14 protein-coding genes and 2 pseudogenes are annotated in these 22,037 nt (G+C 63.3%); 8 read left to right on the forward strand and 8 right to left on the reverse strand.

The window, feature by feature from the left end:
- Nucleotides 1-6 precede the first annotated feature (6 nt).
- The 3 genes and pseudogenes from G7016_RS13730 to G7016_RS25580 form a co-directional block, all read left to right on the forward strand.
- Complete coding sequence (locus G7016_RS13730; RefSeq protein ID WP_181115078.1) at nucleotides 7-1,188, forward strand: GAF domain-containing sensor histidine kinase; 1,182 nt, start codon at nucleotides 7-9, stop codon at nucleotides 1,186-1,188.
- Nucleotides 1,189-1,380: 192 nt separating this feature from the next.
- A pseudogene (locus tag G7016_RS25575) lies at nucleotides 1,381-2,067 on the forward strand (PAS domain-containing protein); the annotation flags it as partial.
- A 111-nt stretch (nucleotides 2,068-2,178) separates the two neighbouring features.
- A pseudogene (locus tag G7016_RS25580) lies at nucleotides 2,179-2,607 on the forward strand (methyl-accepting chemotaxis protein); the annotation flags it as partial.
- 2 nt (nucleotides 2,608-2,609) lie between these two features.
- On the opposite strand, the gene G7016_RS13740 reads toward G7016_RS25580, so the two are convergent.
- Nucleotides 2,610-3,734 carry a GNAT family N-acetyltransferase gene (locus G7016_RS13740; RefSeq protein ID WP_181115082.1) on the reverse strand — a complete coding sequence of 375 codons (1,125 nt, stop codon included), beginning with the start codon at nucleotides 3,732-3,734 and terminating at the stop codon, nucleotides 2,610-2,612.
- Nucleotides 3,735-4,049: 315 nt separating this feature from the next.
- Between G7016_RS13740 and G7016_RS13745 the strand changes: the two genes are divergently transcribed.
- Nucleotides 4,050-5,330: a putative porin gene (locus tag G7016_RS13745; protein WP_181115085.1), complete on the forward strand. Its 1,281-nt coding sequence runs from the start codon at nucleotides 4,050-4,052 to the stop codon at nucleotides 5,328-5,330.
- 45 nt (nucleotides 5,331-5,375) lie between these two features.
- On the opposite strand, the gene G7016_RS13750 is transcribed toward G7016_RS13745, so the two are convergent.
- Entirely contained in the window at nucleotides 5,376-6,497 is a 1,122-nt protein-coding gene (locus G7016_RS13750) for a beta-ketoacyl-ACP synthase III (RefSeq protein ID WP_181115088.1), read from the reverse strand.
- 82 nt (nucleotides 6,498-6,579) lie between these two features.
- A complete protein-coding gene (hrpA, locus tag G7016_RS13755) occupies nucleotides 6,580-10,491 on the reverse strand; it encodes an ATP-dependent RNA helicase HrpA (RefSeq protein ID WP_181115091.1) in 3,912 nt (1,303 codons plus the stop codon).
- Between the two features lie 382 nt (nucleotides 10,492-10,873).
- On the opposite strand from hrpA, the gene G7016_RS13760 reads away from it, so the two are divergent.
- Entirely contained in the window at nucleotides 10,874-12,235 is a 1,362-nt protein-coding gene (locus G7016_RS13760) for a glutamine synthetase family protein (protein ID WP_181115094.1), read from the forward strand.
- Between the two features lie 22 nt (nucleotides 12,236-12,257).
- Entirely contained in the window at nucleotides 12,258-13,541 is a 1,284-nt protein-coding gene (locus G7016_RS13765; protein WP_181115097.1) for an NAD(P)/FAD-dependent oxidoreductase, read from the forward strand.
- 41 nt (nucleotides 13,542-13,582) lie between these two features.
- Here G7016_RS13765 and fadD1 read toward each other — a convergent pair whose 3' ends face one another.
- Nucleotides 13,583-15,280, reverse strand: coding sequence for a long-chain-fatty-acid--CoA ligase FadD1 (fadD1, locus tag G7016_RS13770; protein WP_181115099.1), 1,698 nt, complete (start codon nucleotides 15,278-15,280; stop codon nucleotides 13,583-13,585).
- Between the two features lie 174 nt (nucleotides 15,281-15,454).
- The gene (locus G7016_RS13775) at nucleotides 15,455-17,182 is read right to left on the reverse strand and encodes a long-chain-fatty-acid--CoA ligase (protein ID WP_181115102.1); all 1,728 of its coding nucleotides are present in this window, start codon (nucleotides 17,180-17,182) and stop codon (nucleotides 15,455-15,457) included.
- Between the two features lie 172 nt (nucleotides 17,183-17,354).
- Here G7016_RS13775 and G7016_RS13780 point away from each other — a divergent pair, with 172 nt between their 5' ends.
- The gene (locus G7016_RS13780; protein ID WP_181115104.1) at nucleotides 17,355-17,825 is read left to right on the forward strand and encodes a MaoC family dehydratase; all 471 of its coding nucleotides are present in this window, start codon (nucleotides 17,355-17,357) and stop codon (nucleotides 17,823-17,825) included.
- Between the two features lie 132 nt (nucleotides 17,826-17,957).
- Here the strand turns inward: G7016_RS13780 and G7016_RS13785 are convergent, their stop codons facing one another.
- Nucleotides 17,958-18,116, reverse strand: a complete 159-nt coding sequence (locus G7016_RS13785) for a hypothetical protein (RefSeq protein ID WP_181115106.1) — start codon at nucleotides 18,114-18,116, stop codon at nucleotides 17,958-17,960.
- Nucleotides 18,117-18,176: 60 nt separating this feature from the next.
- On the reverse strand, nucleotides 18,177-18,503 hold the full coding sequence (locus G7016_RS13790; RefSeq protein WP_181115109.1) for an aspartate-semialdehyde dehydrogenase: 327 nt from the start codon (nucleotides 18,501-18,503) through the stop codon (nucleotides 18,177-18,179).
- Nucleotides 18,504-18,711: 208 nt separating this feature from the next.
- On the opposite strand from G7016_RS13790, the gene rapA reads away from it, so the two are divergent.
- Entirely contained in the window at nucleotides 18,712-21,552 is a 2,841-nt protein-coding gene (rapA, locus tag G7016_RS13795; RefSeq protein WP_181115112.1) for an RNA polymerase-associated protein RapA, read from the forward strand.
- A gap of 72 nt (nucleotides 21,553-21,624) precedes the next feature.
- Here the strand turns inward: rapA and G7016_RS13800 are convergent, their stop codons facing one another.
- Entirely contained in the window at nucleotides 21,625-21,930 is a 306-nt protein-coding gene (locus G7016_RS13800) for a DUF2288 domain-containing protein (RefSeq protein ID WP_181115114.1), read from the reverse strand.
- Between the last annotated feature and the right edge of the window lie 107 nt (nucleotides 21,931-22,037).

Raw genomic sequence — 22,037 nt, forward strand, 5'->3', positions numbered from 1 at the left:
TGGCCCATGGCGACCAGCATCAATGAAGATGTCGCCCTGATCGGGCGCATACAGGCGGTACCGGCAATGCTTCGTGTGGTGTGCGAAACCACAGGCCTGCGTTTCGCCGTCGTGGCCCGCGTCACGGATACCCATTGGACGGCCTGTGCCGTGGATGATCGGCTTGGCTTCGGGCTGGCCCCGGGCGACGAGTTGCCACTCGATACCACGCTGTGCGATGAGATCCGCGGTAGCCACCGCACCATCGTGATCGACCATGCCAGTGCCGATCCGGATTTCTGTGACCACCACACGCCGCGCCTGTATCGCTTCGAAAGCTACGTATCCGTGCCCATGTTCCTGCCGAACGGCTCGCTGTTCGGCACCATCTGCGCGTTCGATCCCCTGCCGGTTGCGCTTCGCCAAAGCACCGCCCCGGCCATGATCGAATCCTTCGCCAGGCTGCTGACCGTGATGATCGAGGCCGAGGGGCACCAACGGCGTACCGAGCGAGCCCTGTCGGACGAGCAGGAAACCGCCGAGTTGCGTGATCAGTTCATCGCAGTGCTGGGGCACGACTTGCGCAACCCTCTGTTCGCGATCAACGCGGGTACCGAGCTGTTGCTGCGGCGGGCACCAGATGACCGCGCCCGTAATATCATCGAACACATCAGGTCCAGTGGGCAGCGGGCCGCGCGCCTCGTGGAGGACGTGCTGGACTTCGCCCGGGCACGCCTGGGCGGCGGCATTACCGTAAAGCTTGAGCCGTGCCCGGACCTTGCCGATGCGCTCCGTCAGGTAGTGACCGAGCTTCAAGGCGTTCATCCCCAGCACGTGGTACAGCTGGAAATCGGCGCGGTGGATGGCGTTTATTGTGACCGGGAGCGCGTTACCCAGTTGGTATCCAACTTGGTGAGCAATGCGTTGCTCCACGGCGCGCAGAACGAGCCGGTGACGGTCACCGCGACCCGCGACGAGCAAGGCCTGCGCATCAGCGTTCACAACATGGGCGTGCCGATGGACAGCCAGGTGCTGGCGCAGTTGTTCCGGCCGTTTTCCCGCAGGGGCAGCAACCGCCCCGGTAATGGCCTGGGCCTGGGCCTGTACATCGCTTACCAGATCGCCGTCGCACATGGCGGCACGCTCCAGGCAACCTCCAGCGCCGAGCAGGGCACCTTGTTCACCTTCAACCTGCCCACCCCCGCCTGAACAGGCCGGCCCTTCGGTCGGCTCATGCGAAAAATCTAAAGCACGTGGATCCCGTGCCGATGCCCTGACATCTTTCTTCCAGCTATGGTCAGGGTGCGCCCAATGTTCAATAAGGGACTGAAAACAGAATTGGCAGCCTTGCGCGAGGAAGTCGCGTCGGTTCAGCAGATCAGGGACGGCCTGGATGCCGACATGATCATTATCCGCATTGACCCACACGGCCGCATCGAGCACGTGAACGCGAACTTCGAGGCGGAGATGCTCTACCGTCGCCAGGACCTTATCGGCAAGGCGCTGGAAGAGATCGTGCCCGACCATGTGAAGCGCGATGACTTCCACCTGCGAGCGCGGCAGGCACTGCAACGTGGCGAACACTTCAGCGGCGCGTTGCGCCTGCTGCGCCGTGATGGCCGGGAAGCCTGGCTGCGCGTGCTGATGATTCCGTTCAGGACGGGCGAAGGCGTACTCACCGGTTTCAAGCTCTATGCCAACGACCTCACCCGCACCATCGAAACCTCCCGTGAGCAGGAAGGCGTGATCAAAGCGCTGCTGCGGTCCACCGCGGTGATCGAATTCGACCTCCAGGGGAACGTACTTACCGCCAATGATCGTTTTCTCCAAGGCATGGGTTACCGCCTGGAGCAGATCAAGGGCAAACACCACCGGCTGTTTTGCACCGCTGAAGAGGTGAACTCGCCCCGCTATCACGCCTTCTGGGAACAGCTGCGCCGGGGCGAGTACGTGGCCAGCCGTTTCGAGCGAGTGGATAGCCATGGGCGCCCCGTGTGGCTGGAAGCGTCTTATAACCCGGTACTCGATGCCAACGACCGGCTGGTGAAGGTGGTGAAGTTCGCCACCGTGATCACCGATCAAGTGAACCGTGAGAAAGCCGTGGCGGATGCCGCCAACATCGCCTACAGCACCTCGGTGCAGACCGACACCAGCGCCCATCGCGGCGCCGATGTGGTTCAGCAGACCGTTGCGGTGATGCGCGACCTCGCCCGGCACATGCAAGAAGCGGCTGAAGGCATCGAAGCCCTCGACCAGCAGAGCCAGATCATCAGCACCATCATCAAGACCATCAGCGGCATTGCCGAGCAAACCAACCTGCTGGCGCTGAATGCGGCGATCGAAGCCGCCCGGGCCGGCGAACAGGGACGTGGTTTTGCCGTGGTGGCCGATGAGGTTCGCCAATTGGCCCCACGCACTACCCAAGCCACCGCAGAAATCGCCAGCGTGGTACAGAAGAACCAGAAGCTGGCCTCGGACGCGGTAACCGTGATTGCGACCGGCAAGCAACAGGCACAGGACGGGCTCGCACTGGCCGGCCAGGCCGGTAACGTGATCGTGGAGATTCAGGACGGGGCGCAGAAGGTGGTGAGTGCGGTCTCGCAGTTCGCCACCCAGCTGGGCAAGTGATTTCAGCCTTGCCGATACGGCAGGGCCTCACGAGCCTCCACCGCGTATTGCGCGACCCCTTCGCGCTCCCGCTCCAGGAACTCACCGACCGCCGCCCGTAAACCGGGGTGCAACAGGTAATGCCAGGAGCGGGTAATCACCGGCTCGAACCCCCGGATCAGCTTGTGCTCGCCCTGCGCCCCGGCATCGAAACGCGCCAGCCCCATGGCGATGGCCTGGTCCATGCCTTGGTAGAAACAGGTTTCGAAATGCAGCCGATCAAATTCGGCCAGGCACCCCCAATAACGCCCATACAAGGTGTGCTCATCGACCAGGCAGAACGCCATGGCCACCGGGCGACCAGCCTGATGCGCGAACACCACTCGAATGGCCTGCGGCATACGTTCGGCCAACAGGCTGAAGAAGGGCCGCTCCAGATAGGGCGCCTGGCCCCTTACCTCGTAGGTATTGGCGTAACAGGCATAGACAAAATCCCAGTGCGCCTCGCTTAGCTGACCACCTTCCAGCCATTCGAATTCAAAGCCCTGGGCCGCTACCTGCTCACGCTCCTTGCGCATTTGCTTGCGCTTGCGGGAGCTGAGGGTATCGAGAAAATCCTGAAAGTCCCGATAGCCACGGTTATGCCAGTGATATTGGCAGCCCAGCCGCTCCAGCCAGCCCGGCTCTTGGGCGATGCAGGCATCCAGGCCAGGCTCGGTGAAGTTCACATGCGCGCCAGAATAGCCACTGCTGGCCAGATACTCAGGCAGGGCCTGCAGCAATTCCACGCCATGTTCAAGGTGTTGGGCCAGCAGGCGGGGGCCGGTCACCGGGCTGAACGGCACCGCGCACAGCAGCTTGGGATAGTACGCAAGCCCGGCGCGGCGGCAGGCGTCGGCCCAGCCGTGATCGAATACGTATTCACCATAGGAGTGGCTTTTGCGGTAAGCGGGTAACGCCGCTCGCAAGTGCTCCCCTTCCCACAGCAGCAAGTGCTCGGCTCGCCAGCCGGTTCCCGGGCCTACACTGCCGCTCGCTTCCAGGCTGCTGAGAAAGGCGTGCCGCAAGAACGGCTGGGCGCCTGTCAGCAAGCCATCCCACGCCGCAGCCGGGACCTGCTCCAGGCTGCTCGCGATCTGTACTGTCATAACCCTCTCCCCCACGGCCTGTTGCGCCGAGTATTGCGTAAAAGCCCTGCGCATTCCCAGTGAAGCCCTACCGGCGGCAGGGCATGCAATAGCGGCACTTTGCCCTTGCCTGACCTGCAACCCTCGTGCTAGAGCCACGGAAGCCGCTGCGCTTGTCATCATTCTGCCATGTAGGCGCCACTCGCCTGTCACATTTGGCCGCAATACTTGCGCCAATTTTCAAAGACGGGGAGCCCAGTGCATAACCCCGCGGTGCCGTCCTTCTGGACCTGAATTGGGGTGAACCGCATCCCGCCTTTAACCAGGGAGAAACCTATGCGTCTTGTTTCAACACGAACCGGAGCCGGCGTTTGCGCGGCCATGTTGCTGGCCACCAGCCTGCCCGCAAGTGCTGCTGTTGATGAGAAGCTGCTGGAAATACTTCGCGCCAACGGTTCGATCAACGCTGCTCAGTACGCCGACCTGCAAGGCGAGCTGGCGCGCGACAAACAGGCGCAAGCGCAGCAGGTGGCTGCGGCGCAGGAATCCAAGAAACAGGAATTGTCAGCCTTCGAACAGAAAGTGGCCTGGGCGGCGAAAACCCAGATCAAAGGTGATGTTCGCCTGCGCTACGAAGACCAGAACACTGACGGCGCTGCCAGCAACAGCGGCAAGGACACCGACCGCCAGCGCGTACGCGCCCGCTTCGGTGTGTACAGCGAAATCAACCCGCAAGTTGACGCCGGCATCCGCCTGGCCACCGGCAGCAGCAACGATGCCCGCTCTACCAACGAAAACCTGGACAACTACTTCGTGAAGAAGAGCTCCTGGGTTGACCTGGCCTATCTGGACTATCACCCCACTGCCCTGCCCAACCTGCACCTGATCGGCGGCAAGATGGCCCAGCCGTGGGTAAACATGGGCGATGTGATCTGGGACGGCGATATCAACCCCGAAGGCCTCACCGCTACGTACAAGCATGCCATTGGCAGCAAGTCGGAGCTGTTCGGCAGCGCGGGCTACTACAACCTCAAGGACAACGTGGACGGCGAAGGCGTGCAGTTCCGCCACGACCTGAAGATGTACGCCGGCCAGCTGGGCGGCCGCTTCGGTGTGACCGACAACCTCAAGCTCACCGTGGGCGGCAGCGTATACGGCTTCGACGGCGACGAAGACACCACCACCCTGTCCGTGAACGGTAACACCGCTGGCCAACAGCAGCAGTTCAAGCTGTATGAAGGCTTCGCTCAGATGGACATCTCGGGCTTGCCGATCCCGCTGGCGGTGTATGGCCAGTACGTGAAGAACGCGGACGCCGTGAACGACCAGGACACCGCCTGGCTCGCCGGTGCCAAGACGAAGCTGTTCGACAAATGGGGCCTGGACTACAACTACCGCGACGTTCAGCGTAACGCCGTTGTGGGTGCGTTCACCGACTCGGACTTCGGCGGCGGCTACACAGGCGCTCGTGGCCACAAGCTGAAAGTGTCGTATGACATCGACAAAAACTTTGCCTTGGGCGCAACGTACTTCATGGCCGAGTCCGACACCTACGTGGCGAACAAGACCAACGCCGACGTAGACACCCTGCAAGTGGACCTCGAAGCGAAGTTCTGATGCGGTTGTAACACGTTCGCGGGCTTCGGCCCGCGAACTGTCCAATCACCGCTTGCGCAGGATCACGCTACCGATCGAATACCCTGCCCCGAACGAGCTCAGCACGCCGAGGGCGCCGCTGGGCAGATCATCCTGGTGCTTGTGCAAGGCAATCACCGAACCGGCCGAACTGGTGTTGGCGTAGGTATCGAGAATCACCGGTGCTTCTTCCGGGCTGGCGTCACGGCCCAGCAGCTTTTTCACGATCAGGTGGTTCATGCTCAGGTTGGCCTGGTGCAGCCAGAAGCGCGACACCTTGCTTACCTCGATGTCATTCTCTTCCAGGTGCTTGCCGATCAGTTCGGCCACCATCGGGCACACTTCGCGGAATACCTTGCGACCTTCCTGCACGAACAGCTTGTCGTCGGCGCCCACGCCTTGCGCCTCGGCGCGGTTGAGGAAGCCGAAGTTGTTGCGGATGTTGTTGGAGAACTGGGTCAGCAGCTTGGTGCTGAGCACTTCGAACTGATACGGCGAGGTAGCCAGGTCGGCACGCTCCACCAATACCGCCGTAGCGGCGTCACCGAAAATGAAGTGGCTGTCGCGGTCGCGGAAGTTCAGGTGACCGGTGCAGATTTCGGGGTCCACTACCAGCACCGCACGGGCCTGGCCCAGCTGCACAGCGTTGCAGGCGGTCTGGATGCCGAAGGTGGCCGACGAACAGGCCACGTTCATGTCAAAGCCGAAGCCCTGGATGCCAAGCGCCTGTTGCACTTCGATAGCCACGGCGGGGTACGGGCGCTGCAGGTTGGAACACGCCACGATCACCGCGTCCACGTCCGCCGCAGTGCGACCTGCGCGTTCGAGGGCCTGGCGCGCGGCGGCCACCGCCATTTCGCAGAGGATCGACGGCTCGTCGTTGCTGCGTTCGGGCAACCGGGGCACCATCCGCTGCGGATCGAGAATACCGGCCTTGTCCATCACATAGCGGCTTTTGATGCCCGAGGCCTTCTCGATGAAGGCTGCGTTGGATTCGGCCAGCGCTTCCTGCTCGCCCCGGGCGATCGCCTCGGCATGGGCGGCATTGTGCTGGTGGACCCAGGTATTGAAGGACTCCACCAATTCTTCGTTGGTGATGCTCTGGGGCGGCGTGAACAACCCGGTGCCACTGATAACGACGTTATGCACGTTCGTTCCTCTGAATAATGGGCGCCTGATCAGGCAATGACCGGCAATTTTGCCATATCTGGAACGAACGTGCCCGCTTGCCTCAGGCCTCCACCATTGCCCATTGCCTGGCCAGGCGCTTGTCGGATACAGGTACCTTCGTTCCCAACTGTTGAGCGAAGAGCGACACGCGATACTCCTCGAGCCACCAGCGGTACGTCACCAGATCAGGGTCGCGCTTGCCTTCCTGGGCATGCTTGGCGGCGCGGGCCTGATACTGCGCCCACAGCGTGCTCAGCTCGCTGCTCCATACCCGATCGCGTTGCACCTGGGCACCGATCTTGTCCAGGCGCAGCTCGATCGCCTTGAGGTAGCGCGGCAATTCCTTGAGCCACTGCGCTGGCGTTTCCCTCACGAAACCAGCATAGACCAGCCCCGCCAGCTGTTGCTTGATGTCGTTCAGCGCCACGGCCTGGGCCAGGTCTATCCGGCCCTTGAAGCGCTTCTGCAGCCCGTGCCAGAGGGTAAGGATTTCCAGCACCAGCCGGGACAGGCGTTCGGCATGCTCCGTCCAACCGCCGCGTTTGCGCTCGGCCAGGCTGGCCAGCCCGGCACCGTCGCGCGGCAAGGTCGCCTCACCATCCAGCACACAGCTGTCCAGGCTGGCCAAAAGGATGTCTTCCACCAGCGCTTCGATGCGGCCCAGGTCCCGGTACAGCAGGCCCATCTGGGTTTGCCCGGGCAGCTTGGATCGCAGGAACCGCGCAGGCTCTGCCAACTGCTGCAACAGCAAGCGCTGCAAGGCCCTGCGGTGTTGGTAATCAGCTTCGGCGGCAGTGGAGAAGCGCCCTTCCCGCACTTCACCCTGCTCTTCCACCAGCGCGGGGTAAACGGTCAGTTGCAGGCCGGCTACGCTGTGGCGGGCGGTTTCGGCCACCGCGGAAAACGCCTTGGCCTGCACCGGCCCGGGCTCACGGGCGGCGGCCGGCATGGCGAGCGCCGCTTGCCCGGCTTCGGCGAAGCGTGCCATGAGCGCATCGAGGTCGCGCCCTTCACCCAGGAACTTGCCGTTGGCGTCCACCACCTCCAGGTTCATCCGCAGGTGCCCTTCGAGCTGGCGCTCGGCCTCGGCCCAATCGTCTTCATTCACCCTTGCGCCGGTCATGCGGGTGAGTTCGGCGCCCAGCGCCTGGTGCAGCGCGCCCTGGCCGAACACCATACGGGCCAGCGCCGCCTTGACGAAGTCCGGCACCGGCACGAAGTTCTTGCGCACCGCCTTGGGCAGGTTTCGCACCAAGGCTACGCAGCGGGCCTCGATCAAGCCAGGCACCAGCCAGGCCAGCCGCTCGGCCGGCAAGGTCGAGAGCAAGGGCGCGGGCACCCGCAGCGTTACGCCGTCACGGGGGTTGCCGGGCTCGAAGTGATAGCTGAGCGGCAAGGTCAGGTCGCCTACCTTGAGGGTATCGGGGTACAGCGCCGCGGTAACCTCACTGGCCTCCCGCGCCAGCACGTCTTCCTCGCGCATGATCAGCAGGTCGGGGTTTTTCTGGCTTTCGGTGCGGTACCAGCTGTCGAACGTGGCGGTCTGGTGAATGTTCTCCGGCAGCCGCGCCTCGTAGAAGGCGTAGAGGGTTTCTTCATCGGCGAGGATGTCACGTCGGCGCGCCTTGGCCTCCAGCTCATCAAGCCGTTCCAGCAACGCCCGGTTGGCGCTCAGGCAGCGGGCGCGGGACTGAATCTCCCCGCGCACCAGCCCTTCACGGATAAACAGCTCGCGGGACGCTACCGGGTCGATAGGCCCGAAGTGCACCGGGCGGCGGCCGACGATGATCAACCCGTACAGGGTGAGTTGTTCGAAAGCCACCACCTGGCCGCGTTTCTTCTCCCAATGGGGCTCGAAATGGTTGCGCTTGATCAGGTGTTCGGCCAGCGGCTCCAGCCACTGGTTGTCGATCTTGGCCACCACGCGTGCATAGAGTTTGGTGGTTTCTACCAGCTCGGCGGCCATCAGCCATTGCGGGCGCTTGCGGCCTATACCGCTGGACGGGTGAACCCAGAACCGCCGCTGGCGGGCGCCGAGGTAGTCGCCCTCCTCGGTCTTTTGGCCTACCTGGCTCAACAGGCCCGAAAGAATGGCCCGGTGCAGCTTGGCGTAATCCGCAGGCTCCGGGTTTACCGGCAGTTGCAGTTCGCGGCAGATCAACGAGAGCTGGCGGTGCGCATCGCGCCATTCGCGCAGGCGCAGGTAATTGAGGAAGTTCTTGCGGCACCAGTTGCGCAGCGGGTTGGAGCCCAGCGCCTGACGTTGTTCCTCGAAACCGTTCCACAGGTTGACCAGCCCGGCGAAATCCGAATCCACGTCTTTCCATTGTGCGTGCGCCTGGTCGGCCGCCTGCTGGCGCTCCGGCGGCCGCTCGCGGGGGTCTTGCACCGAGAGCGCGCTGGCCACGATCAGCACTTCAGCCAGGCTACCCTGCTGCGCGCCTTCAAGCAGCATGCGCCCCAGGCGCGGGTCCACTGGCAGCCGCGCCAGTTGCCGGCCCAGTGGCGTGAGCTGGTTTTCGCGGCTCACGGCCCGCAGTTCCTGCAACAGGTTGAAGCCATCGCTCACCGCCTTGCCATCTGGCGGCTCGATGAACGGGAAGGCATCGATCGCGCCCAGGCGCAGGTGCAGCATTTGCAGGATGACTGCGGCCAGGTTGGTACGCAGGATCTCCGGGTCGGTAAACGCCGGCCGGGCGTTGAAGTCTTCTTCGCTGTACAGCCGCACGCACAGGCCCGGCTCTACCCGGCCGCAGCGGCCCTTGCGCTGGTTGGCGCTGGCCTGGGACACCGCTTCGATGGGCAGGCGCTGCACCTTGGCGCGGTAGCTGTAGCGGCTGATCCGCGCGGTGCCGCTGTCGATCACGTAGCGAATGCCGGGTACGGTGAGCGAGGTTTCCGCCACGTTGGTGGCCAGTACCACGCGTCGGCCCGGGTGCGATTGGAAAATACGCTGCTGCTCGGCGGGCGATAGCCGTGCGTACAACGGCAGAATCTCGGTATGGCGCAGCTGTGCCCTGCGCAGGTATTCCGCCGCATCGCGAATTTCGCGCTCGCCCGGTAGGAACACCAGCACGTCGCCTGGGCTTTTGCGTTCCTGACGCTCCAGCTCGGCGAACTCTTCCAGGGTGGCCAGGATGCCCTGGTCAATGCTGAGGTCTTCCTCCACCGCGTTGCCGTCTTCGTCCTGCTCGCCCACCAAAGGCCGGTACCACACGTCTACCGGGAAGGTGCGCCCGGACACTTCGATTACCGGGGCGCCGTCGAAGTGTTGCGAGAACCGCTCCAGGTCGATGGTCGCCGAGGTGATGATCACCTTCAGGTCCGGGCGCCGGGGCAGCAGGGTTTTCAGGTAACCGAGCAGGAAGTCAATGTTCAGGCTGCGCTCATGGGCTTCGTCCACGATGATGGTGTCGTAGCGTTCCAGATAGCGATCGTGCTGGGTTTCGGCCAGCAGGATGCCGTCGGTCATCAGCTTGATCAGGCTGCTTGCGCTTGTCTGGTCCTCGAAGCGCACCTGATAGCCCACCAGCGCGCCAAGGGGCGTGCCCAATTCCTCGGCTACCCGCGTGGCCACGCTGCGCGCGGCGATCCGGCGCGGCTGGGTGTGAGCGATCAGGCCCGCCTGGCCACGGCCCAGCTCCAGGCAGATCTTGGGCAATTGGGTGGTTTTACCCGAGCCGGTTTCGCCAGCGATCACTACCACCTGATGCTCGGCGATCAGCTTCTTGATTTCGTCGCGCTTGGCGGCGATCGGCAGCTGATCATCGTAGCGGATGCTCGGCACGCTGGCTCGCCGCGCTTCCACGGCCGCGCAGGAGGCCTGGTAGCGCTCCAGCCAGCGGGCCATTTTAGTTTCGTCGGGCGTTTTGCGCAGTTCGTGCAGCTGGCGCCGCAACCGGTGGCGGTCGGCGGTCTGGGCGTGGTCGAGGTTACGTAGCAGCGTATCGATAGAAGGCGTGGGTTCGGTCATCAGTGTGGCCCGGGCGGGCACGGCAATAAATGTGCGAAGGATTGTCGCAGATTTGCCCCGGTTTCGCGCCTGTTCGAAAAGTTTAGCCAGCGTGCAACCAAAGATCGCCGAATACCCGTTTAAGGCACCGAAGCGGCCATGGGAGTATCCGGGCATGATTTCGCCCGCGCCTTGCCCCCGCTCTACCACTGGCCCTTCGGTTTCGAAGCGTGGCGGCCATCCTGGGGAAAATCCGCTGTTCAACGTGATCCTCGCCTTCTGGGCGTTGTGGCATTGCCGCCACGCCCGCCCGCCGGACGCCCTCGCCCTTCAGAGCTGATAACCCCGCGCTTCCTGGCGCGGCTTTGTGAACGTGCGCCCACGAGGCGCGAGCGAGCAAGCCATGTTTGCAACTGAGCAAGAGGCCCGGGTGTTCCTTGAACACAACCCGGATATCGAACTGTTCGAGCTGTTTATCCTTGACGCCAACGGCGTGCCCCGTGGCAAGCTGCTGCACCGCGAGGAGCTGCTGGCCACCTATGCCAGCGGCCGCCCCCTGCCTAGCACCATGCTGGGCCTGACCCTCAATGGCGACGACGTGGAAAACTCCGGGTTGGTGTGGGAGGTCGGCGACATCGACTGCCGTGCCTATCCCTTGCCCGGTAGCCTGGTGCGGCTGCCCTGGCGCCACGTGCCCACGGCGGCGGTACAAGTAAGCCTGCACCCGGTAGAAGGCATGCCCGCGACGGTTGCCGACCCGCGTCATGTGCTGGCGCAGGTGATCGAGGGCTTGCAGCACGACGGCTATTACCCGGTGATGGCCTGCGAACTGGAGTTCTATTTGCTCGACCAGCGCCGGGACGCGCAAGGCCGGCCACAGCCCGCGCTGGACGCCGATGGCGGCCGCCCACGCAGCACTCAGGTCTATGGCCTGCGTGAGCTGGAGCAGATCGAGCCGTTCCTGGCCGACCTCTATGCCGCGTGCAAGCTGCAAGGCATTCCGGCGCGTACCGCCATTTCAGAATACGCCCCCGGGCAGGTGGAAATTACCTTGGAGCATGGGCCGGCACTGGCCGCCATGGACCAGGCCGTGCGCTACAAGCGCCTGGTCAAAGGGATCGCTCACCGTCACGGCATGCAAGCCTGCTTCATGGCCAAACCGTTCGACCACCTGGCGGGCACCGGCATGCACATGCACGTGAGCCTCACTGATGCCCAGGGCCACAACCTGTATGCCAGCGAAGATAAAGCAGGTACGCCCTTGCTGCGCCAGTCCCTGGGCGGGATGCTGGAACACCTGCTCGAAAGCCTGCTGCTGTTCTGCCCCAATGCCAACTCTTACCGCCGCTTCCAGGCCAACAGCTATGCGCCGCTGGCCCCAACCTGGGGCGTGGACAACCGTACGGTGAGCCTGCGGGTACCCGGCGGCCCTGCGCCCACTCGACATATCGAGCACCGTATCTGCGGCGCGGATGCCAACCCCTACCTGGCCGCTGCGGCGATCCTGGCGGCGATCCATGACGGTGTAACGCGGGAACTGGCCCCCGGCGCGCCTGTGCAGGGCAATGGCTATGCCCAGGCAACCACTTTGCTGCCTACCGACTGGTTGAGCGCCCTGGAAGCCATGGGTGGTTCAGCCTGGGCGAGGGAGGCCTTCGGCGCTGGCTTCATGCAGGTGTATATGGCCGTGAAGCGCGCCGAATATCGGCAGTTCATGGCTGAAGTCAGCGAACAAGACTGGCGCTGGTATCTGACCCAGGCCTGAGCCTGTATCCGGAGAAATGGAAATGACAGCTCGAAGCCCTTCGTATTACACGGCCACTATTGCCGAGGAGAGCGACTACCCCGTTTGCCAGGGCAGCCATGAGGTAGACATCGCAATTATCGGCGGCGGCTTCACCGGCGTAGCCACGGCAGTGGAGCTGGCCGAGCGCGGCTTTCGCGTGGCCATCGTGGAGCAGAACAAGATTGGCTGGGGCGCCAGTGGGCGCAACGGCGGGCAGGTAACAGGCAGCCTGTCCGGTGATGAAGCCATGCGCAAGCAGATGCGTGCGCACCTGGGCGATGACGTGGATGACTTCATCTGGGCGTTGCGCTGGCGGGGCCATGCCATCATCGAAGAACGCGTGCGCCGTTACGGCATCGCCTGCGACCTCAAGCATGGGCACCTGCATGCCGCCATGAAGCCCGCCCATATGGACGAATTGCGGGCGAGCTTCGATGAAGCCCGGGCCCGTGGCATGGGGGATGACGTGACCCTGTTGGACCAGGCCGGGGTGCGCGACCACCTGCAAAGCGACCTGTACGTCGGCGCGCTGAAAAACACCCGCAACCTGCACCTGCACCCGCTCAACCTGTGCCTGGGCGAAGCCCGCGCGGCCCAAGGCCTGGGCGCGCTGGTGTTCGAGCACAGCGAGGTGCTGGAGATCGTTCACGGTGACCGGCCAGCGGTTGTTACCCGTAACGGCCGTATCAATGCCGCGCAGGTGGTCTTGGCCGGGGACGTGTATCACAAACTGGAGCCGGCGAAGCTTGCCGGCAAGATCTTCCCCGCCATGGGCGGCATTGTGACCACCGCGCCGCTAGGGGAGCTGGCCCGTACACTTAACCCGCAGGACCTGGCAGTGTATGACTGCCGGTTTGTGCTGGATTACTACCGCTTCACCGCCGATGGCCGCTTGCTGTTCGGCGGGGGCGCCAACTATTCCGGGCGGGATTCGCGGGATATCGCCGGCGAGCTGCGCCCGTGCATCGAGCGCACCTTCCCGCAACTCAAAGGCGTACAGATCGACTTCCAGTGGAGCTGCGCCATGGGCATCGTGATCAATCGCATTCCCCAGTTGGGCAAGCTGTCCAGCAACGTATGGTACTGCCAGGGCTACTCAGGCCATGGCATCGCAACCAGCCATATCATGGGCGAGATCATGGCCGAAGCCGTGAGCGGGACGCTGGAGCGCTTCGACACCTTTGCACAATGCCGACACGTGCGAGTGCCCGCCGGCAGGTTGCTAGGCAACCCGTTGCTGGCGGCGGGGATGTGGTATTACCAGATGCTGGAGAAGTTGCGATAGAGAAGGTGTGGGGCCACAGGCCCCACAGGCTGGGCGTGAGCTCAAGCAGTTTTCTTGAGGCCCAGCTTCTTCAGCTCGGCGTCACGCAGTTCCCGGCGCAGTATCTTGCCCACGTTGGTAGTAGGCAAGGTATCGCGGAATTCCACGGCCTTGGGCACCTTGTAGCCGGTCATGTTGGCGCGCATGTGGTCCAGCACCTGATCGCGGGTAAGGGTCATGCCGGGCTTGACCACCACGAACACTTTGATCGCCTCGCCGGATTTGTCATCCGGAATACCGATGGCGGCGCATTGCAGCACGCCCGGCAAGGTCACGAGCACGTCTTCCAGTTCGTTGGGGTACACGTTGAAGCCAGACACCAGGATCATGTCCTTCTTGCGATCGACGATACGCAGGTAGCCATCGGGCTGGATCACGGCGATGTCGCCGGTTTTGAGCCAACCGTCGGCATCGAGGATTTCCGCGGTTGCGTCAGGCCGCTCCCAGTAACCCTTCATCACCTGAGGGCCCTTCACGCAGAGCTCGCCCGTTTCGCCGAAGCCCAGTTCACGGCCTTCGTCGTCGGTTACCCGGCACAACGTGGACGGCACCGGGATGCCGATGGTGCCGATCTGCACCGCCTGCTTGGGGTTCACCGTGGCCACGGGGCTGGTTTCGGTCATTCCATAGCCTTCGCAGATGGAACAGCCCGTCACTTCGCGCCAGCGTTCGGCTACAGCAGCCTGCAGGGCCATGCCGCCAGAAAGGGTGAGCTTGAGCGTGGAAAAATCGAGCCGGCGGAAATCCGCGTTATTGCACAGGGCAACGAAGAGGGTGTTGAGCCCTACGAAACCGCTGAACTTCCACTTGCCCAGCTCCTTGACCATGGCCGACAGGTCGCGAGGGTTGCTGATCAGGATGTTGTGGTTACCCATCAGCATCATGGCCATGCAATGGAAGGTAAAGGCATAGATGTGGTAGAGCGGCAGCGGCGTGATCAACACCTCGCTGCCCTCGGCCAGGTTCGACCCCATCAATGCCTTGCACTGCAGCATGTTGGCTACCAGGTTGCGGTGGGTGAGCATCGCACCCTTGGCCACGCCCGTGGTACCGCCAGTGTACTGAAGCACAGCCACGTCTTCGCTGGCCGGGGACGCCTCGCGTACCGCCACGCCACGGCCCAGTGCCAGGGCCTGATTGAAGCGTATGGCGCCGGGAATGTGGTAGGCCGGCACCATCTTTTTCACGTACCGCACCACACTGTTTACCAGCAGCCGCTTGAGCGGCGGCAGCAGGTCGGCCACTTCTGTCACGATCACATGGCGCACGGAGGTTTTTGGCACAACTGCCTGTGCCAGATGCGCCATGTTGGCCAGGCACACCAGCGCCTTGGCGCCGGAGTCCTTGAACTGGTGCTCCATCTCGCGGGCGGTGTACAACGGGTTGGTGTTCACCACGATCAGGCCGGCGCGAATGGCGCCGAATACCGCTACGGGATACTGCAACACATTGGGCAGCTGCACGGCAATACGGTCACCGGGCACCAGGTCGGTATGCTGCTGCAACCAGGCCGCGAAGGCACCGGACAGCTCATACAGCTCGCCATAGGTAAGGGTTTTTCCCAGGTTGCTGAACGCTGGCTTGTCGGCGAACCGCCGGCACGACTGCTGGAGCACCGCCTGAATATTCGGGTATGCGTCTGGATCGATCTCGGCGGGGATCCCCGGCGGGTACTTGTCTGTCCAGAAATTGTCGGCCATGGGAACCCTGCTCCTCGTGCAGCGAGATCACCGCATTCGATGCGGTTTTTATAGATATGGTGAAAAGCGGGCCGAGATTATCAGCTTTGCGAAAGACCGCCTAGAGCCCGACCGGGCTCCAAGGTCATACTCGAAACCGAATATGAAACTTCGGTCACGTTTAGAGTAATTACCCTAAACGTTCTGGGCCGCAGCGGCTTCAGGGACCGCTGCGGGGGCTTCGTCGCGGAGGGCGCGGCGCAGGATTTTCCCGACGGGCGTCATTGGCAGGCTGTCGCGCACCACGATCTGGCGGGGCACTTTATAAGCGGCGAGGTTCTCTCGGCACCATGCGCTGAGTGCAGGCACGTCCAGCGTCCCCTCGCGAGAAACCACAAAAAGCCGCACAGCTTCGCCGGTACGGTCGTCCGGCACGCCGATGGCCGCGCAGTTAAGCACCTGCGGGTGGGCCATGACCACGTCCTCGACTTCATTGGGGTACACGTTGAAGCCCGACACGATGATCATGTCCTTCTTGCGGTCGACGATACGTACGAAGCCGCTGTCTTCGATTACCGCGATGTCACCGGTTTTCAACCAGCCCTCGCTGTCGATGGTTTCGGCGGTTGCGTCAGGCCGTTGCCAGTAGCCCTTCATCACTTGCGGGCCCTTGACGCACAATTCCCCCGGCTCCCCGAGCGCAAGTTCATCGCCCTGCTCGTTCACTATCCGTAGCGCGGTACCCACGGCCGGTATACCCACCGTGCCCAGGCGGGCGGCCTCGCCATACGGGTTGGTGCACACCACCGGCGAGGTTTCGGTCAGGCCATAGCCTTCCGAGATGCGGCAGCCGGTGAGTGTTTCCCAGCGGTCGGCGGTGGCCTTCACCAGCGCGGTGCCACCAGAGTTGGTGACCTTCAAGCCGGAGAAGTCCAGGCTGGCGAAACCTGGGTGGTCCATCAACGCAACGAACAGGGTATTGAGCCCCACCAGCGAGGTGAAGCGCCAGCGGCTCAGCTCCTTGATGAATGCGGGAATGTCCCGGGGGTTAGTGATGAGCACGTTGTGATTGCCGGTGACCATCATGCACATGCAGTTCGCCGTGAAAGCATAGATGTGGTACAGCGGCAGCGGCGCAATGGCGGTCTCTTCGCCTTCGTGCATCAGGCGCTGGCCATCCGGGCCCACCTGCGCGAACCATGCCTGCATCTGCTGCATGTTGGCGAGCAGGTTGCCATGGGTGAGCATCGCCCCCTTGGCCTGGCCAGTGGTGCCGCCGGTATATTGCAAAACAGCGATGTCCTCTCGCTGCAGCGGCACCGGTGTTACCCCGCCCTTGCGGCCGATACGCAGCGCTTCGTTGAAGCGGATCGCGTTGGGCAAGTGATAGTCGGGCACCATCTTCTTGAACCGGGCTACCGCCAGGTTCACCAGCCATCCCTTGGCGGCGGGAAGCATGTCCCCCATCCGGGCCTCGATAAGGTACTCAAGCGGTGTATCCGCAGCCACCTCCTGTACCCGGTCACCGAACAGGTTGAGGTACACCAGCGCCCGCGCGCCGGAATCATTGAACTGGTGGCGCATTTCCCGGGCGGTATACAGCGGGTTGGTGTTAACCACGATCAACCCCGCGATCAAGGCGCCGAACACCGCGATCGGGTATTGCAGCACGTTGGGCAACTGCACCGCGATGCGGTCCCCTGGTACGAGGCTGGTGTGCTGTTGCAGCCAGGAGGCAAAGGCGAAAGCCTCGCGCTCCAGCTCCCCGTAGCTCAAGGTGCGACCCATGTTGCTGAAGGCAGGCTTGTGGGCGAAGGCACGGCACGAATGCACGAACACCTCGGGCACCGATTGCCAGGCGGTGAGGTCGATTTCGGCGGGTACCCCGGCGGGGCGCTTGTCGTTCCAGAAGTCAGGTTGCATTGTTGTTTTCCCCTGCTTGGGTGCGGGCTTCATGCCAGCGCAGCCTTGAGGCGAAAGTAGCAGCTGAGGCGTTGATGGCAATCCCGGAACAGGCGTTATTTACATCCTGAATTGATTAGCCGAAGCCACAAGGCGATACACTAGGCATTTACGCGAACAGGACCGTTTCTGCATGACCGCCAGCACCAATACCCCCTATGAAGCCCTCGAAGTCGGCCAGACCGCCAGCTACAGCGAAACGATAACAGAGCGCCATATCCAGCTGTTCGCCGAGCTTTCGGGTGACCGCAACCCGGTGCACCTGGACGCCGAATACGCGGCCAAAACCATCTTCAAGGAGCGCATCGCCCACGGCATGATCAGCGGCGCCCTCATCAGCGCGGCCGTGGCCTGCGAACTGCCAGGCCCGGGGACCATCTACCTGGGCCAGCAAATGTCTTTCCAGAAACCCGTAAAGCTGGGCGACACCCTCACTGTGCGCCTGGAAATCCTCGAGAAGCTGCCCAAGTTCAAGGTGCGCATCGCCACGCGCGTGTTCAACCAGCGGGACGAACTGGTCGTGGATGGCGAAGCGGAGATCCTGGCGCCCCGCAAGCAGCAGAGCGTGACCCTCACTCAATTGCCACCGATCACGGTAGGCTGAGCGCTTCACCGAGGGCAGGCAAAAAAAAGGCGGCCGAAGCCGCCCAATATGCCTTGCGTGCCCGAGGTCAGCGGGGAGCCGCCTCGAGGTACGAACCTTACCGCCCCGGGCCGCATCACGAGCTGATCGGGGTCAATGCTTTTTCGGTTTTTTCCGGGCTTTCTTCTTCGCCGTCATCGGCATGGCCTGCTCGAAGGCGCGGCGCACTTCAGCCAGGCGCTTGTCGTTGAGATCATGCTGGCGACGGGCGCGCTCAGTGGCGAAATCCAGAAGGTTGTCGTCTTGGCTCATGGTCGTGGCACGTAAAAAAGGTGTGCGCCTATCATGGCGCGTCCCTGCCACGATGGCCAGTCACACTTCGAGGTCCACCCACAGGCCTTGGCGAGGTGGCGCGTCCATCAGCGGCACGGCAGGCACGGTGTTATCGGCGTTCAACACGTCGCCAGGCACCACCAGGGCCGCTTCGGGCTCACCCTCACGTTGCCTGCGGCGACGGCGCTCCTCATGCTCGCGCAGCAACAGCGCCGCGTCTTCGCGTTCACGGTTGCGCAAATCGATATCGGTGTCGGCCGAAGGCGGCTGCGCCGGGGCAACCGGTGGGATTTCCGGGTTGGGCTTGACCGGGTCCAGCTGGGGGTTCACTGGCACGAAGGGCTGTAATGTCACGGGTGGAATCATCTCGCCTCCAGGCGCCTGCCAGGTCGGCTACCGATCGTCAGGGGTGAGAACGGAGGGCTGGCTGACCAGCGTATCGGCCGACCGCTTGTAAAGTTGAGCCCGGATAGAGACCAGCCGTCGGCAAAGCTGGCCTACAATTGCGCGAGGCGACTTTGGTTCCAGCGGGGTGTTCCGTTAGAATCCTCGGCTTTTGCAGGCGGAGTAAGGCATGGCGCAGCAGTATCAACCGGGACAACGCTGGATCAGCGACAGCGAAGCCGAGCTCGGCCTGGGCACGGTGATCGCCCAGGACGGCCGCTTGCTGACGGTGCTCTACCCTTCGACCGGGGACACGCGCCAGTACGCCTTGCGCAACGCGCCCCTCACCCGCGTACGGTTTTCACCCGGCGACCTGATCACGCACTTCGAAGGCTGGAAGCTCACGGTTCGCGAAGTGGAGGACGTGGACGGCCTGCTCGTTTACCACGGTTTCAACGCCCAGCACGAACCGCGCACCCTGCCAGAAACCCAGCTGTCCAACTTCATCCAGTTCCGCCTGCCCAGCGACCGCCTGTTCGCCGGGCAGATCGACCCGCTGCAATGGTTCTCCCTGCGTTACAACACGCTGCAACACAGCAGCCGCCTGATCCAGTCCTCCCTGTGGGGCCTTGGCGGTGTGCGAGCGCAACCCATCGCGCACCAGCTGCACATCGCCCGTGAAGTCGCCGACCGTATCGCGCCGCGCGTATTGCTGGCGGACGAAGTAGGCCTGGGTAAAACCATCGAAGCCGGCCTGGTGATCCACCGCCAGTTGCTCAGTGGGCGCGCCAGCCGGGTACTGATCCTGGTGCCGGAAAACCTCCAGCACCAGTGGCTGGTGGAAATGCGCCGGCGCTTCAACCTTGAGGTGTCGCTGTTCGATGCTGAGCGCTTCCTCGAAAGCGATGCCAGCAACCCATTCGATGATGCGCAGTTGGCGCTGGTGTCGCTGGAGTGGCTCACCCACTCCGAGAAAGCGCAGGACGCGCTGTTCGCCGCCGGGTGGGACGTGCTGGTGGTGGACGAAGCGCACCACCTGGTATGGCACCCGGATCACGTCAGCCCTGAATACGGCCTGGTGGAACAGCTGGCCCAGGTTATCCCTTCCGTACTGCTGCTTACCGCCACACCAGAACAGCTTGGCCTGGACAGCCACTTTGCGCGCCTGCGCCTGCTGGACCCGAACCGCTTCCATGACCTGGAAGCCTTCCGCCACGAAAGCGAACACTACAAGCCTGTGGCCGAGGCGGTGCAGGAGCTGCTGGAACAGGGCCGCCTGTCCGAAGCTGCGCACAAGACCATCCATGACTTCCTCGGCGCCGAAGGCGAGGCCCTGTTGGGCGCGGTGCAGGATGGCGACGTGGAAGCCAGCGCCCGCCTGATCCGCGAGCTGCTGGACCGCCACGGCACCGGCCGCGTGCTGTTCCGCAATACCCGTGCAGCCATTCAGGGTTTCCCGGAGCGCGAACTGCACGCCAGCCCGCTGGAAGCACCGGCGGAATACGCCGAGCTCACCGGGCACGATGCGTTGCATCCGGAGCTCGCGCTTCAAGGCTCGCTGGGTGATACCGACGAACACCGCTGGTGGCGCTTCGACCCACGGGTCACCTGGCTGATCGACACGCTCAAAACCTTGAAGAAGATGAAAGTGCTGGTGATCTGCGCCAAGGCAGAAACCGCCATGGACCTCGAAGACGCCTTGCGGGTGCGCTCGGGCATTCCGGCCACTACCTTCCACGAAGGCATGAGCATCCTGGAGCGGGACCGCGCAGCCGCCTACTTCGCCGACGAAGAGTACGGCGCGCAGGTGCTGATCTGCTCCGAGATCGGCTCTGAAGGGCGTAACTTCCAGTTCGCTCACCACCTGGTGCTGTTCGACCTGCCAGCGCACCCCGACCTGCTCGAACAACGCATCGGCCGCCTGGACCGTATCGGCCAGAAGCACGTCATCCAGCTGCATGTGCCTTACCTGGCCGCTACGCCGCAAGCGCGGCAGTTCCGCTGGTACCACGAAGCGCTGAATGCCTTCCTCAACACCTGCCCCACCGGCAACACGCTGCAGCATCGCTTTGGCGAGCGGCTGCAAGCGCAACTGGACGGTGGCAGCGAAGCCGAATTCGAAGCGCTGATCGCCGAGGCACGCGCCGAGCGCGAGCGGCTGGAAGCCGAACTGCACAGCGGCCGCGACCGCTTGCTGGAGCTCAACTCCGGCGGCGCTGGCGAAGGCCAGGCGTTGGTGGAGGCGATCGAAGAACAAGACGACCAGTTCGCGCTGCCGATCTATATGGAAACCCTGTTCGATGCCTTCGGTATCGACAGCGAGGACCACTCGGAAAACGCGCTGGTCCTCAAGCCCAGCGAGAAGATGCTCGACGCCAGCTTCCCCTTGGGCGACGACGAAGGTGTGACCATCACCTACGACCGCCAACAGGCGTTGTCGCGCGAGGACATGCAATTCCTCACCTGGGAACACCCCATGGTTCAAGGCGGCATGGACCTGGTGCTGTCCGGCTCGATGGGCAACACCGCCGTGGCGCTTATCAAGAACAAGGCCTTGAAGCCCGGCACGGTCCTGCTCGAGTTGCTGTACGTCAGTGAAGCAGTCGCGCCGCGGGCGCTGCAGCTGGGTCGCTTCCTGCCCCCCATGGCGCTGCGCTGCCTGTTGGACGGCAACGGCAATGACCTGGCGCCACGGGTGGCGTTCGAAACGCTCAACGATCAGCTTGAAAGCGTGCCCAAGGGCAGCGCCAACAAGTTTATCCAGGCCCAGCGCGACGCCCTGGCCCCCCGCATCAATGGCGCCGAGGCAAAAGTGGCGCCACGCCATGCCGAGCGTGTCGCCGAGGCGCAACGCCGTCTGGGTGCCGAACTGGACGAGGAAATCGCCCGCCTGACCGCGCTGCGCGCGATCAACCCGAGCGTACGCGAGAGCGAAATCCAGGCGCTGCGCGATCAACGCGAACAGGGCCTGGCGATGCTGGCCAAGGCCGCCCTGCGCCTGGAAGCCATCCGCGTACTGGTTGCTGGTTAACGTTGAACAACCCGCCGGTGGCGCCCGCAACGGGTCGCTACCGGCTGCAATGCACCGCTATAGCGCAGCGGTCTAGCTGCTTGCCCTTTCCTGGAACACAACCCACGGCGATACAACGACAGCCCACAGTTGCGGGTCGCGCTCTACCAGGTCTGCCGCCCGGCGTTCTCCCAGCTTTTCAAGCGTGCCTGCCTCAAGCCAGGCGCTTACCCGCCCTTTATCGTTCTCGGCCATCGCTTCAGCAACCGCTACCAGGTCCAGCTCTGGGGCGACCCACAAGAGTGCGCCCTTGGCAAAGAAGGGTTGTAGCTCTTGCCAGCTGATCTTTGCCGTCTCGCCGAGCAATTTGGCATAGAGGGTGCTTGTGTGTTGTGTCATTGGCCGGGCCTAGGAAACTGAGGTGGCGGCTATGATAGCGAGTGCGTCAGTTCTGAAAAACCCGGTTTCAAATCCGCGTCACACAGGAAACACCCGCAATTTCGGGG

The organism is Pseudomonas japonica (genome assembly GCF_013522925.1).
Taxonomy (GTDB): Bacteria; Pseudomonadota; Gammaproteobacteria; order Pseudomonadales; family Pseudomonadaceae; genus Aquipseudomonas; species Aquipseudomonas japonica_A.